Source organism: Brevibacterium sp. K72 (assembly GCF_050562175.1).
GTDB lineage: Bacteria > Actinomycetota > Actinomycetes > Actinomycetales > Brevibacteriaceae > Brevibacterium > Brevibacterium casei.
In genome coordinates, this window is sequence record NZ_CP191582.1 from 986204 (window position 1) to 1000411 (window position 14208).

Consider the following 14208-nt stretch of genomic DNA (forward strand, 5'->3'; position numbering starts at 1 on the left):
GCCCCGGAGGTGATCCCCCTGATCGATATCGAACCCGGCATGGTCGTTGCCGGTCGCTATGTCGTATCAACGGTTGACCGCCCGTGGTTGGAGGACAGGCCCGAGGTCGGTGCGGTGTGCACCGCCCTCGACGCGATCCTCGACGAACCGGTCCTCATCCACGTCGCCGACGCCTCAGGCGGCTCCGACGTCCTCGAAGCCGCACGCCGGGTATCGATCCTCGGCGACCCGCGGATCGCCCCGACGCTCGACGTCGGGAACTCGAACGGGCTCGACTACGTCGTCTCGACGCGCATCGCCGTCACCCCGCTCGGCTCCATCCTCCCGAAGACGCCGCTTCCCATCGACGCCGCCCGCGCGCTCATCGGGGAGGTCGGCACGGTCCTCGTCACCTCGGCGAGGCGAGGTCTCTTCCACATGTTCCTCCGCCCGAGCGTCGTCGGCATCAACGCGAACGGCGGGATCCTTCTCTCGGGAATCGGCATCGATGCCGCGCTCGCGCTCGGCAACGGCGTCATCGACCCCGACGACTACACGCCCACGGCAGCCTCCCGGCAGGACGCCCTCGACCTCGTCCGCCTCTTCTACGCAGCGGTCACCGGATACTGGCCGGGCGAAGAGGGCAAGGACGGCATCCCCGCAGCGCCCCGCGAGAACTCGCGGATCGCGCGGGCGAAGTCACTCAACCCGGAGATCCCCGCCGAACTCGACGACTTCGTCAGCGGTGTGCTCACAGGCGCCGATCCCGGTCCCGGGTCCGTCGCCGAGGTGCTCGGATTCCTCGACGAATGGGACGCCGAGCTGCTGCGCTACGTCAACCGCACGCCCGCAGCCGAGAACGACAAGCTCTTCGACGAGTCCCCGTCGAGCTTCGACGAGGCGACGAAGCTGCCGAGTCCGGGTCCGGCGCCGCTCGGCGGGTCGACATCGCAGGCCAGCGACGACCAGGTCAAGGCGGCTCTGGTGCGCATCGGCATCACCCGTCCTGGGACCCGTGGCCTGGCTGCCGGTGTCGTCGGACGCACGACCGGTCGCTACGCGGAGCGCATGCAGATGCGACAGGCCTCGAGCTTCCCGATCGGCGCGGAGCAGATCGACAACGCCGCGAAGGACTGGGACGAGTGGTCCCCCGAGCAGACGTACTCGGAGTACTCCGGCTACTCCGCGCATGAGTACGACGAGAATCTCACGACCCCGATCCTCAACCGCGATGAACCCGACCCGGACACGCAGGCGATGGACATCGTCGCCGTCGACGAGGAGGACGACGACAACGACACCCGCGTGATCATCGACGACGAGGACGACGGTTCGTGGTTCCTCGGCGGGATGTTCGAGACCTCGGAGCAGCAGCGCGAGCACCAGCTGCGCGAGTACGAACGCGAGCGCCGCATCGCCCGTGCGAAGGAGGAGGAGGCCAGGCGCCGCCTCGCCGCCCTCGATGCCTCGGCTGCCGCGCGGCGCGAGGAAGCCGAAGCAGCGGCCCCGCCGAAGCAGGTGCGCAGGCTCTCCCCGGAGACCGTCGACCAGGGCGAAAGCGGGACCGCGGCCGCCGGGACCGCAGCCGCCGGGACCGCGGCGGCCGGCGTGGGCGCGGCAGCGGCGGGAGCCGGTGGACCCGGGAACACCGCACCGACAAGCTCAGCACCCACCGGAGGATCCGGGCACGGGAACGGTGGGGCCGCCTCGGCGAGCACCCTGGCGTCCGCCCCCGGGGAGGACCCGCGGGAGACCCGAGCCCGAACGCGGAAGCCCTTCGCCCTCCTCGTCCTCGGTCTCCTCGTCGTCGCCGCAGTGATCATCGGCATCATCGTCGTCAATCTCAATTCGGGACAGGACGAGCCGACGGCGACACCCGAGACTGCGGCTCCGAGCGAACCCGCGGAAGACAGTCCGGCCGAGGAGGAGCCGAAGGCCGAGCCCCCGAAGATCGCCGAGGTCTCCGCACTCGATCCCGAGGGCGACGACAAGGAGAACGACGACCGCGCCGGCGACGTCGTCTCCGGCGAGAAGGGGTCGTGGCGGACGGATCGCTACAACTCGGCGAAGTTCGGCAACCTCAAGTCCGGGGTCGGCCTGCTCTTCGAGCTCGAGAAGTCGACGACCGTCAATGAGGTCACCGTGAAGTCCTCGACTTCCGGGGGGAAGTTCGAGATCCTCAACGGCTCCGATCCCACCTCGGCGAAGAAGGTCGGCGAGGGCGAGTTCGAGAAGGGCGACGACGGGGTGACCGTCAAGCTCGATGAGGGCGTGGAGACCGATTCTCTCATCCTGTGGATCACCCAGCTGCCCAAGGATGACGGCGGGTACCGAGCCACCATCAGCACCGTCGACCTCGCCTGAGCGGTCGCGGTCGGCCACGTCAGCCGGTGGACCACCTCGGCGGGGGTGCCCGGACGACGGCCGCAGGCGACCGCTGCCTGCGGAATAGTCGCCGTCGGGCTGCCGTTACCACTAGGCTAGGAATCCAGCGTCAGCACGGCGCACGAGACTACGACAGGGAACGCACAACATGACTGACACACAACTGGTGATCATCGGGTCCGGTCCGGCCGGATACACGGCCGCCGTCTACGCCGCCCGAGCCAACCTGTCACCTGTGGTCATCGCGGGATCCGTGACCGCCGGCGGTGAGCTCATGAACACCACCGACGTCGAGAACTACCCCGGGTTCCCCGCGGGGATCCAAGGTCCCGAGCTCATGGAGGCCATGCGCGAGCAGGCCGAACGCTTCGGAGCCGAGGTCGTCTACGACGACGTCGAGACGCTCAAGCTCAACCCCGGAGCCCATCAGATCGAAACCGCCCTCGGCGCGCGCTACACCGCCAAGGCCGTCATCCTCGCCACCGGCTCCGCCTACCGCGAGCTCGGACTGCCGAACGAGAAGAAGCTCTCCGGCCACGGGGTGAGCTGGTGCGCGACCTGCGACGGCTTCTTCTTCCGCGACCAGCACATCGCCGTCGTCGGGGGCGGCGACTCGGCCCTCGAGGAGGCGACGTTCCTCACTCGCTTCGCGTCGAAGGTCACGCTCATCCATCGCAGGCAGGAGCTCCGTGCCTCCCAGGCCATGCAGGATCGTGCGCGCGCCGATGAGAAGCTCGAGTTCCTCCTCGACACCGAGGTGGCGGAGATCCATGGAGACGAGGCTCTCACCGGGCTGATGGTCCGCAACACCGTCACGGGAGAGACCTCCGAACTTCCGGTCACCGGTCTGTTCGTCGCGATCGGGTCCGACCCGCGCACGGGCCTCTTCGCCGAGCAGCTGCCCCTGCGCGCCGACGGCTACCTCGAGGTGGAAGGCCGCTCGTCGAAGACCGCCGTCGAAGGCGTCTTCGCCGCCGGCGACGTCATCGACTCCGTGTACCGTCAGGCGATCACCGCAGCCGGGTCCGGCTGTGCGGCCGCCCTCGACGCGGAGAACTACCTCGCCGATCTCGAGGCCTCAGAGCAGCTCGAAGCCGACGGCGACCACGAAGCCGCCGTCGAGGTCATGAACGCCTGACGGAGGTGGGTGAACCAGGCTCCGAAGTCTGGCTGCGCCCTGGGGGAATGAAACCCCCGCACACGCTGTTCTCGGTAGAGACAGACCACCGCCAGCAGAAAGGGAGCTCATGACGACCGAAGTCACTGATGCCACGTTCGATGAGACCGTCCTCAAGTCCGATAAGCCCGTCCTCGTCGACTTCTGGGCCCCGTGGTGCGGACCGTGCCGCATGGTCAGCCCCATCGTCGACCAGATCGCCGACGAGAACGCCGACAAGCTCACCGTCGTCAAGGTCAATACCGACGACAACCTCGAGACCGCGAGCAAGTACGGGATCACCTCGATCCCGGCACTCTACGTCTTCAAGGACGGCGAGGTCGCCAAAACGATCATCGGTGCCCGTCCCAAGCCGGCGCTGGAGGAAGAGCTCGCAGACTTCATCTGATCAAGTTCCAAGGCGCCTGTTGTAATATCAACAGGCGCCTTCGGCGTATTCCCCTCGGAAACACACCCCAGAGAAGCAGATTGGCACGACATTGAATCACCACGGACGCCCCCAGTTCAGGAACGGGGACACCTCAGAGGTCCTCCCTGCGATCAAATCGCAGATGGCGCGTCTCGGTCTCACTGTCGGCGATGCCCACACCCAGGACTTCGATCGTCCCTTCGAGCTCGCCGTCCGGCAGTTCCAGCAGACCAGGGGAATCCTCTGCGACGGTGTGCTCGGCACTGAGACGTTCGCAGAGCTCGAACGGGCCCGGTACCAGCTCGGGGACCGTGTGCTCCGTTTTGACCCCGTCAAGGTCCTCACGGGGGATGATGTGCTCTCGTTGCAGCGCACCTTGTCGGGATTGGGGTTCTACGCCGGCCGAATCGACGCCGAATACGGTGCCACCACCGAAGCGGCGGTCAAAGAACTGCAACGTGGTCTCGGAACCAAGGTCGACGGCGTCGCAGGACCGCAGACGCTGCGTGGACTCTCTGCCGTCGATCGCAAGCAGAGCACGGGCAACCTCTTCGCCCTCGAGGAGCACGCTCGAGTCGCGGCGTCGGGAACATCGCTCGCCGGCCGCACCTTCGTCATCGAAGCGGCGACGACGATCGCGGACTTCGTCACCCTGCCGATGAACGAGGAGCAGAGCAGGCTCGAGAGGGAAGTCACTACAGATGTAGCACGTCGCTTGGCAGGGCGCCTGGAGGCCGTCGGTGCTGGTGCCGTCCTCCTCGACGGCGATGCTGCCGAGATCAATGCGGCCGATCAGCTGGGCGCGTCGGCCGTCGTCACCGTCACCGCCGACGTCAGTCGGTCGCCCGGCGCGAACGGTCTCGCGACGTTCTACTTCGGGCACGAGGAACATCCGGACATCAACTCACCGGTAGGGGCACGTCTCGCTGGCCTCATCCAGAGTGAGATCACCGCGCGTACGGGAATGCAGGACTGCCGATCCCACGCTCGCACGTGGTCGTCACTCAAGCGCCTCCGCACACCCAAGGTCCACGTGGTCACCGGGTACCTCACGAACGAAGGCGATCGACGCAACCTCGAAGACCCTGCGGTGCGCGACGCCATCGCGGATGGCATCGCTGCAGCGCTGCAGCGTCTCTACGTCAGAGAGGACTCGGATCCCGAGACCGGTACCCTCAGCCTCGCCGAGATCAAAGCCTACGGCTGAGGCTCGCTGATCGATTCGGGTCCGCTCATTCGTCGCCCGTTCCATGTGATTCACGAATCGCCGATGCCTCGATGCTGAAAAGCCCCGCTGGCCAAGTATTGTCGCTGTGTCCGTCCCTCGAGGCCAACGGCCCATCTCTTAACCGGAACGGCTGAACGGAGCGCAGAATCGCCCCATGTCAAAAGTGCCCCATGTCATAAGCACTGTGCGAGATAACCGACGGCAAGAAACCAGCGGTCGTCCACTATGCCGACGTCGATCTCCCTTGCATTGATCCGGTTCTCAGGCCCGCCCCGATACACCTGCTGTGGCTCCCATGCAGCCGTCACCCGACGCCTCGTCAATACCTTCACACGAACGTTCTGCCCGCGGACGAGCTCATGCCGGTCGCAGCCACATTTGCGGCTGAGATGGGAATGGAGGGAAGCGGCTTCCGTTTCACGTGGAACGAAGGTCCAATTACATACATAAGATCGAACGTCCCCACCTCCGTCTCATCGCAGGCCGCCCACAGATTCGATCGGCCGGTCAATTACGAGGCAGAGTACGCAACAGTCAATAAGCCGTTCCGCCTTCCGCCAGCGACATCGTCCGGCTGAAAGATGCCCGTGCGCCAGTGCGTGTGTTTCCGTCTTCAGGTGCTCGTACCATGTGGAGCCATGTGGATGCATGATCTGCCGTACCAATTCCACGATGTACGATCTGGCGTAGCGATTCCACACAGCGGGCAGGACACCAACATCAAGTCACGAAATCCGCAGCATGCTGGCGGAACGCTACTCTGGCCCCGAGGTGGCCACGTTTCACGTGGAACAAGGTGCACAACTCGAACATAGCTCGGACTCGTCTTCGCGTCGAACATAGCTCGGACTCGTCTTCACGTCGAACATAGGTCCAGCACATCATTGACTCGGTTTCACGTTAAACAGTGATGTCAACAGACATCCAGCCCAAGTCGCCATAGATTCCCCTAATCAAAGTTCCAGAACCACATCCCCACGAGATCTCCCGGCGTCGCTACCGACACCGTTTCATTCTGGACGCTTGGTCTCCTTCGTTTGACGTATAGGAGGATCTGGTTTCACGTGAAACGCACCGTGTTCCCTCTCTGAGATCCACGTCTGCCAGCTCACAGGAGTACGTCTAACAGCCGACGCTTCACGGAAGAACCATGAGTACAGGAGCGAAAGACTACAGCCCTCAGTCCCAATCCTTCGTCCGTGCCGACGATTGCTCAACCAATGACTTCAGCTGAATCCCGCGGTTCCGGACTTCAACAATGTCGTCCACTTGAACAGATCGACCGACCTGGGACGACTCGGTACCCTTTGGACGTTAATGATCTTTGCCCTCCCCACTAGCGTGCCCCGACAGACATTTACCCGACTCCACGTGCGTTTCACGTGAAACGCTGGTGTTGACGATCACTAAGGAAAATCGCCTGCGGTCAACCATGTTCGTCGCTGAACTTCGCGTTGATCCAAGGGTTTCCCATTGCGCCGGGAAGCGGGCCGCTGACTCGATCCCAACCGATGTTAGCAGCGCAGCACGTACATGCGCATTCGCATCTGAAAACTCATCTGAAAAGTGCACAGCGATCATTGACGAGCCAGCACGTTCACCAGCAACGGGCGGTGTGAGGTTGGCGCAACGTTTCACGTGAAACGGGCAGCAGAGAAGGGCAGATCATGCGCGAAGGAACAAGCAGATATCCGCCTACCAGTTCAATCGGGCGCTTCAAGGGGACTAGCGAACCGAGGATAGCAAGAAGACTACGGGTTCTAGCCAGCATTCGATGGTTTGAAGCGTGCGGGTGCCCGGGTCCGGACCCGATCTTCTGGCTTCATTCGATGCCTTCAACCACATCAAGTATTCTTCGCCTCCGCGGGAGGCCGGGCCCCGGGGAGGACCAGTGAAGACTGCTTGGTGGGCTGATCGATTTCGGCTTGGCGGATGATCGCGATGACATACCTTTAGAATCACCAAGATACTCGTGGAACTCGAAAACGTGCGTGGCCGGCCGTTTCACGTGAAACCAAGAGTAGAAATTGATGCGACTGGTCAGCCTCCACCAGTGCCAGCAATCCTCGTTTCTCGCGACACGCCAAGAAACTCGGTCTTCAGTCTTCGTTTCACGTGAAACGCCGCCCGGCCACGCCTACCAGCGCTCATCGCCTTCATCCAGCAGTCGAGTTGACCGGACATAAGCGGGTGGAGATCAAGCGCCGAAAAGTAGGCAGGCATGAAAAAAGACCGAACTCCATTGAATCCACGGAGAACGACCACTCATCCCACCAAATTCGGTACCAAGAATGCTGCGGCGCAATCGAACCTCGATTTCGTGCGTTCTGAGCTCAATAGTCCACCTCCCGTTTCACGTGAAACACCCTGTTCCAGTTTCACGTGAAACCTCGAACGAGTCATCCTCGAAGATCCCGAACTGGACGAGCCGGACAGAAACCTTCATTACGTCGCAATTTCATCCGACAGCGGTCTAGAACGAATCACCGGCTTCTACCGAAAGTGGAACAACCGAAAGAAGAACTAGGTCGACACGTACACCTGTCGCCTCACACTTCCGAGCCATATCACCGGGCGAATGGACCGCACAAGAAGCTGAAACCGTCGTCGAGTTGTTACAACGATGAAGTTTCCTCTGGGAAAACAATGTCGCCTTAGTTCAAATGCGTTGATTGCTCTCGCTTGAGCGTCACGTTTTACGTGATACGAGAGTCTGATCGACACTACGCAGTTTGTGTGACAAGACCGTGAGTCAGTGCATCCAAGTTTCACGTGGAACATACGTACCTCCGCTTCAGGGCGAAGTGCATCAATCGGACCTCATGAAATGCCCTAGTCGAGACCACCTGATACGGGGGACATGGTGTTCAGCCGCATGACACTGAGAATGCCGTGACCGCAGGAGTTCCATCATCGTAGGCGCGAATCTGCGCAATTTGTGTCACCGGCAGCCCAAACAACGTGCTTTCAGCCGGTTTCGACGCAAAGATCAACGACTTCTGTAAAGACGAATACTTACGGGCCGCGGTAACGTTTGAACAACCGCGAGCGAACCGACCCTGCCATCACTCGACTCGGCATCGGCAGTCCCGCGGTAACCAGAGAAGTTCCTCTGACGAGTGGGCTTCGAATCAGAGGAAGATACTGAGCGACCTATTCGGGGGACTTGACGCCGAGAAGGGCGAGGATGCGGTCGAGGTCCTCCTGATTGGCGAACTCGACGCTCAGCTTGCCCTTGCGCTTGCCGACGGTGATGTTGACCTTCGTATCGAGACGATCACCCAGACGCTCGGCAACCTCGATGAACTCGGGCGCCACACGCGATGTTGCACGTGAAACATTCACCGAGTCGCCGCGGTTGAGGAGCACAACGGCTTCCTCAGAGGCACGCACAGAAAGACCCTCGGCGACTATTCGCTGAGCAAGGACTTCCATCTGCTCCGGATCCTTGAGACCGAGGATAGCGCGAGCGTGTCCGGCCGAGATCACGCCGGCTGCGACGCGACGCTGAACCAGCGGTGGGAGACGAAGCAGGCGCAGGGTGTTCGAGATCTGCGGACGGGAACGTCCGATGCGCTCCGACAGCTCCTCCTGCGTGCAGCCGAAGTCCTCGAGCAGCTGGCCGTAGGCAGCCGCCTCTTCGAGAGGGTTGAGCTCGGCACGATGGAGGTTCTCAAGCAGTGCATCGCGGAGAAGGTCCGTGTCCTCGACATACCGGACGATCGCAGGGATCGTCTCCAGACCGGCTTCCTTCGTCGCACGGAGTCGACGCTCACCCATGATGAGCTCGTATCGCTCGGCCTCACCGGGCTTCCGGCGTACGACAACAGGCTGGAGCACACCGATCTCGCGAATGCTGTGAACGAGTTCAGCGAGCTGATCCTCGTCGAAGACGGTCCGCGGCTGACGAGGGTTCGGATCGACGAGAGCGACGTCGATCTCTCCGAATGCCGTATCCGGGATCGAATCGACTCCCGACGCTTCAGCAACGCCGTCCGCCTCATCATCGGCGTCGTTGACGGCTGCGGCATCGCCGGATCCATCGTCGCCCGACGTGATCGCAACGTCTACTACATCAGTAGTAGACATTCCGGTGTCACTCGGCTGGCCTGCCGGTTCCTCAGCCGAGGCCTCTGTCTCCGGGCCGGCGTCCGCGGCAGCCTCGTCGTCGCTGAATCCCCTCGAGGTGTAGACACCAGGATGGTCTTCACGGACGTCGTCGTTCGGTGCAGTGAGGTCAACGGCGCTGGTCTCCTCGACAGCTGATGCCTGCTCAGCCGCCACCGCAGACTCCGCAGTCTCGGAGGTCGCGGGCTCGACGGACGAGCGCTTCGCCGCTGGGGACGCAGTCTTGGAACCCGACGCCTTCGCTCCGGCCGTCTTCGTCCCTGCCGCCTTCGCCGCGGATCCCGACTTCGACGTCGTGGATCCAGTGGCCTTGGACGCTGAGGACTTGGAGGCTGCGCCCTTGGCAGCAGCGGTCTTCGCACCCGCAGCCTTGCTGGCTGCGCCAGTCTTACCGCCTGCGGCCGCCTTGCCCGTCGAGGACTTCGAGGCGGCACTCTTCGTCGTTGAACTCTTCGCCGATGTGCCGGCCTTCGAACTCGCGGTCGACCGAGACCCACTCTTCGCCTGCCCGGCGCCTGACGACTTCGCCTCCGAACCCTCAGTTGCCGACTTCGGCTTGCGACGCCTCGAGGACTGCATCGTCGCCGCAGGGTCGGTACGCCGACTGCGCCCAGCCTTCGTCTCCTCACCGGCACCACGGGACTGTTCGTCGGCATTGCCGCCGGAGAAGAACACGTCGACAGGGCGATCGTTCGACGCAGCATCGGGAATGAGCGCTCCGAGACCTCGCCCCAGTCCGCGCTTCTTGCGTTCAGCCACGTTCCACTCCTCGGTTCGCGATTTCCTCAGCGGCTTCCAGGTAGGACAGAGCGCCGCTGGAATGAGGATCATAGGTGATGACAGTCTGTCCGTAGCTCGGCGCCTCGGAGATCCGCACAGATCGCGGAATCGCCGTCCCCAGCACTTGCTCCGGGAAGTGAGAGCGGACGTCTTCGGCGACCTGGGCGCTGAGGTTCGTGCGACCGTCGTACATCGTCAGGAGGATCGTCGAGACCGAGAGCTGCGGGTTGAGGTGCTTCTGGATGAGCTGGATGTTCTTGAGCAGCTGGCTCAGTCCCTCGAGCGCGTAGTACTCGCACTGGATCGGGATGAGCACTTCGCGCGCGGAGACGAATGCGTTGACGGTGAGCAGCCCCAGGCTCGGCGGGCAGTCGATGATGACGTAGTCGACGCGGTCCCCGGCCGCCGCTCGCTCCTCGAGGTAGAGTCCGAGCGACCGCTGCAGCCGCTGCTCGCGGGCGACGAGGGAGACGAGCTCGATCTCGGCACCGGCGAGGTCGATCGTCGCCGGCACGCAGACCAGGGTCTCGAAGTCCGGTGCCTGCGCCACAGCATCCCGCATCGGGACATCGTCGATGAGCACATCGTAGATGCTCGTGACGTCGGAGTAGTGGTCGATGCCGAGTGCCGTACTCGCGTTCCCCTGCGGGTCGATGTCGATGACGAGGACGTTGAGGTTCTGCTTCGCGAGTGCACCGGCGATGTTCACGGCGGTCGTCGTCTTGCCGACGCCGCCCTTCTGGTTGGCGATGGTGAAGATGCGAGTCGAATCGGGTTTGGGGAAGCTCACCTGTGCCAGTCGGTCTGCGCGACGGTTGTCGCGAGCGATCGCGGCACCTATCGGAGACGACTCGTCCATGATCGGCATTCGGCGCACTCCATCATCCATCGGGTTCACAAAGCTACTGACAGCCTAAACCAATTTCAGTTCGTTCTATTTCTTCGCTATTTCCACAACGCGGCTGGGGGTTTCGAGGATCCCCCCGTCGACGAGGTGGACCGTCGGCTGCCCGAAGCGGTACCGCTTGAGCAGCTTCTTCGCCTTGACGAGCTCACTGTCGACCGAGGCCCCCTTGAGGGCGAGGATGCGCCCTTCGGGACCGATGACCTCGTGCGTCCATTCGACGAGGGTGGCCATCGCCTTGACGGCCCGCGCGGTGACGACGGTGAACATCTCCTCATCGACGAGGTCCTCGACCCGAGCCCTGACGATGCGGACGTTCTCAAGGCCGAGGTCGTCGACGACCATCGTCAGCCAGTCGACGCGACGCTCCATCGGCTCGATGAGCACGACGGTCGCCTCAGGTCGCATGAGGGCGATCGGAATCCCCGGCAGACCGGCCCCGCTGCCGACGTCACCGACGACGTCGTCATCGCCGACGAACTCGGCGACCACCGCGCAGTTGAGGATGTGCCGCGACCACAGCCTGTCGAGTTCACGCGGGCCGATGAGGCCCCACTCGATCCCGGTAGTCGCCAAGTGCTCGACATAGCGCTGGGCGAGGGGGAACGCCTCACCGAAGTACTCCTCGGTTCCGGCCGGCGGAACCTCGACCTCCGTCAGGTCAGTCATCAGCGGGACGGACGACGACATGACGTCCGTCGCCCTCGCCTTCCGACTCGGACACGAGTCCGGCCTTCGCCACCTGATCGTGGATGATCTTGCGTTCGAAGCTGTTCATCGCCTTGAACGCGAACTCCTCGCCGCTCTCCTTGACTTCGGCGATGGCGTCCTCAGCCTTGCGGATGAGTTCGTCGCGCCGGCTCGAGCGGTAGCCGTCGATGTCGAGCATAAGCCAGGACCGCTGGCCCGTGCTCGTCTGCACGGCGAGACGGACGAGCTCCTGCAGCGCACCGAGGGTCTTGCCGTCACGGCCGACGAGCGTGCGCAGGTTCGAGTCGTCCTCGTCCTCGCAGACGATGGACAGCTGCGCCCGGCCGTCGGCGACGTCGATGTCGATGTCGCCGTCGATGTCGGCGATGTCCATGAGCTCTTCGAGATAATCCGCCGCGATCTCGCCCTCTTCCTCGAGGAGCTCGGCACGGGTCGGCTTCGCAGCCTTGTCGTCGATGGCTTCTTCTGACATGTCCTACCTCAGCGCTTCTTGTTCTTCTTGCGGTTCTTGCTCACGGGCTGCTGACGCTGACCGGTCGGCTTCGGTGCCTCGACGGTGGTCTGCGCAGACCCCTTGATCTCTGCCGACGGAACGGTCTTGCCCTTGCGCGCCTTGCGCTCGAGCATCTCCTTCTCGGCCTTCGACCCGGGTGCCGGCATGTTCCTGATGACCATGTGCTGCTGGACCATCGTCCAGGTGTTCGACACGAGCCAGTAGAAGAGGACGCCGAGCGGGAAGTAGATTCCGCCGACGCCGAAGACGACGGGCATGATGTAGAGGAGCATCTTCTGCGACTGCATCATCGGGTTGGCCATCGCGGCCTCCGACATGTTCTTCGCCATCATCTGCTTCTGCGTGATGAACATCGTCGCAGCCATGATGATGATGAGGACCGCGGTGAGCACCTTGACGGTGATGCCCGGATCCATGAACGTCGCCGAGAGGGAGACGCCGAAGACCGAGGACTCCTCGGCCTGCTGGGCGAGCTCCTGGGTGAGGCCGCCGATCGCGTCGATCTTGCCCTCAGCCACGTTCTGCATGTTGTGGATGACGCGGAAGAGCGAGAAGAAGATCGGCATCTGCACGAGGAGAGGCAGACACGACGCCCACGGGCTCGTCTTGTTGTCGCGGAACAGGGCCATCTGCTCCTCGGCCATCGCCTGGCGCGAGTACTGGTCCTTCTTGCCCTTGTACTTCGCCTGCAGACGCTGGATCTCAGGCTGGAGGAGCTGCATCTTCCGCTGGGCCCGGATCTGGTAGACGAAGAGCGGAATGAGCAGTGCGCGGATGACGACGGTCAGACCCGCGATCGAGAGCACCCAGGTCCAGCCGTTGGCTGCGGGCAGACCGAGTGCGGTAAAGATGTCATGGAAGATCGCAAGGATCCAAGCCACTACCCACTGCAGGGGGTAGAGCAAGCTGTCGATCCAGTCCATTCAGTTCTCCTCGTTGCAACGATCCATCACGATCGTTCATTGTGCCATTGTTGTCAGTCGGTCGCGACACGGGTGCGGACGCGGATCTCTCGGCTCGTATCAGGCCCTCACGGACGCTCGCCCCGCATGCCGGCATCAGCGTCATGGAGCATCTGGGACCGGGCTTCGCGGGCTGAGCCGGGAACATGGTCCACCCCGCCGTGGGAGAACGGATTGCACCTCAGCACTCGCCACCCAGTTAACACCATTCCCTTGAGAACTCCGTGTATCTCGAAGGCCTCGAGGCCGTACATCGAGCAGCTGGGATAGTACCGGCAGACCTGTCCGTAGAGCGGAGAGACGACCACCCGATACGCGCGGATGAACCACACGAAGGGCATCCTCGGTGCGATGCGGACGAACCACCACAGCCCCGGCCAGAATCCGGCCGGACGCTCGGGCACCTCGGATTCATGTCTGAGGTCGTGTTCGGCGTCCACGGTTCTGCTTCTTCCGGGCCTTCCCGATGAGGTCGTCCACCTCGGTGGCCAGCTGGGAGTACTCCGCCTCCGCGGCGTTCGGCAGCGCCCTGACCACGAACAGGCTCCCCGTGCCGAATTCGTCCAGCCGGGGCCGGACGATCTCCCGCAGCCGGCGTTTGACCCGGTTGCGCGTGACCGCGTTGCCCACGGCCTTGGATACGATGAAACCCACGCGCGCGGCGTGGGAATCATCAACGTCTCTCAGGCTGTGCGCCATGAGGTGGTCCGAGCGCACGCGGACACCGGCTCTGAAGACTCGTCTGAAGTCGTCGCCGTGCCGGAGGCGGTGCGCATCCGGAATCACATTCAGGCCGAGACTTCGGAACGTCCCTTGCGACGACGCGAAGCCAGGATGGCGCGGCCCGCGCGGGTGCGCATACGCAGACGGAAGCCGTGCTTCTTGGCGCGCTTGCGGTTGTTGGGCTGGAATGTACGCTTGCTCACTTGAGGTCTCCGATTTCTAGATCGCGGATGAACGCCTGAAGCGTTCTCACAAAAAACGGCGGTGCGAGTCTCGACCGCCGAGCACTCCTGTGCATGAGAGCTATA

12 protein-coding genes are annotated in these 14208 nt (G+C 63.2%); 4 read left to right on the plus strand and 8 right to left on the minus strand.

Features of this window, described 5'->3' with window-relative positions; all coding sequences use genetic code 11:
- Positions 1–39: 39 nt before the first annotated feature.
- From ACQ1RG_RS04390 to ACQ1RG_RS04405, 4 genes are all read left to right on the plus strand, one after another.
- The gene (locus tag ACQ1RG_RS04390; RefSeq protein WP_430600580.1) at positions 40–2343 is read left to right on the plus strand and encodes a virulence factor MviN; all 2304 of its coding nucleotides are present in this window, start codon (positions 40–42) and stop codon (positions 2341–2343) included.
- 169 nt (positions 2344–2512) lie between these two features.
- On the plus strand, positions 2513–3502 hold the full coding sequence (gene trxB, locus ACQ1RG_RS04395) for a thioredoxin-disulfide reductase (RefSeq protein WP_063250375.1): 990 nt from the start codon (positions 2513–2515) through the stop codon (positions 3500–3502).
- Between the two features lie 109 nt (positions 3503–3611).
- Positions 3612–3929 carry a thioredoxin gene (trxA, locus tag ACQ1RG_RS04400; RefSeq protein WP_063250376.1) on the plus strand — a complete coding sequence of 106 codons (318 nt, stop codon included), beginning with the start codon at positions 3612–3614 and terminating at the stop codon, positions 3927–3929.
- 163 nt (positions 3930–4092) lie between these two features.
- Positions 4093–5157: a peptidoglycan-binding protein gene (locus ACQ1RG_RS04405; RefSeq protein WP_100227405.1), complete on the plus strand. Its 1065-nt coding sequence runs from the start codon at positions 4093–4095 to the stop codon at positions 5155–5157.
- Positions 5158–8331: 3174 nt separating this feature from the next.
- On the opposite strand, the gene ACQ1RG_RS04410 is transcribed toward ACQ1RG_RS04405, so the two are convergent.
- The 8 genes from ACQ1RG_RS04410 to rpmH form a co-directional block, all read right to left on the minus strand.
- Positions 8332–10065 (minus strand): ParB/RepB/Spo0J family partition protein, encoded by a 1734-nt coding sequence (locus tag ACQ1RG_RS04410; RefSeq protein ID WP_009376886.1) that lies wholly within the window; start codon positions 10063–10065, stop codon positions 8332–8334.
- On the minus strand, positions 10058–10954 hold the full coding sequence (locus tag ACQ1RG_RS04415; protein WP_009376888.1) for a ParA family protein: 897 nt from the start codon (positions 10952–10954) through the stop codon (positions 10058–10060). The genes ACQ1RG_RS04410 and ACQ1RG_RS04415 overlap by 8 nt, the downstream gene beginning before the upstream one ends.
- Before the next feature lie 66 nt (positions 10955–11020).
- Positions 11021–11659 carry a 16S rRNA (guanine(527)-N(7))-methyltransferase RsmG gene (gene rsmG / locus ACQ1RG_RS04420; RefSeq protein ID WP_240941080.1) on the minus strand — a complete coding sequence of 213 codons (639 nt, stop codon included), beginning with the start codon at positions 11657–11659 and terminating at the stop codon, positions 11021–11023.
- Positions 11652–12173 carry a protein jag gene (locus tag ACQ1RG_RS04425; protein WP_009376890.1) on the minus strand — a complete coding sequence of 174 codons (522 nt, stop codon included), beginning with the start codon at positions 12171–12173 and terminating at the stop codon, positions 11652–11654. Before ACQ1RG_RS04425 ends, rsmG begins: the two co-directional genes overlap by 8 nt.
- A gap of 8 nt (positions 12174–12181) precedes the next feature.
- Positions 12182–13138 carry a membrane protein insertase YidC gene (yidC, locus tag ACQ1RG_RS04430; protein ID WP_009376891.1) on the minus strand — a complete coding sequence of 319 codons (957 nt, stop codon included), beginning with the start codon at positions 13136–13138 and terminating at the stop codon, positions 12182–12184.
- Between the two features lie 107 nt (positions 13139–13245).
- Positions 13246–13617, minus strand: a complete 372-nt coding sequence (yidD, locus tag ACQ1RG_RS04435; RefSeq protein ID WP_223289831.1) for a membrane protein insertion efficiency factor YidD — start codon at positions 13615–13617, stop codon at positions 13246–13248.
- A complete protein-coding gene (gene rnpA, locus ACQ1RG_RS04440; protein ID WP_040341370.1) occupies positions 13589–13963 on the minus strand; it encodes a ribonuclease P protein component in 375 nt (124 codons plus the stop codon). The genes yidD and rnpA overlap by 29 nt, the downstream gene beginning before the upstream one ends.
- A 2-nt stretch (positions 13964–13965) precedes the next feature.
- Positions 13966–14103, minus strand: a complete 138-nt coding sequence (gene rpmH, locus ACQ1RG_RS04445; protein ID WP_009376895.1) for a 50S ribosomal protein L34 — start codon at positions 14101–14103, stop codon at positions 13966–13968.
- Between the last annotated feature and the right edge of the window lie 105 nt (positions 14104–14208).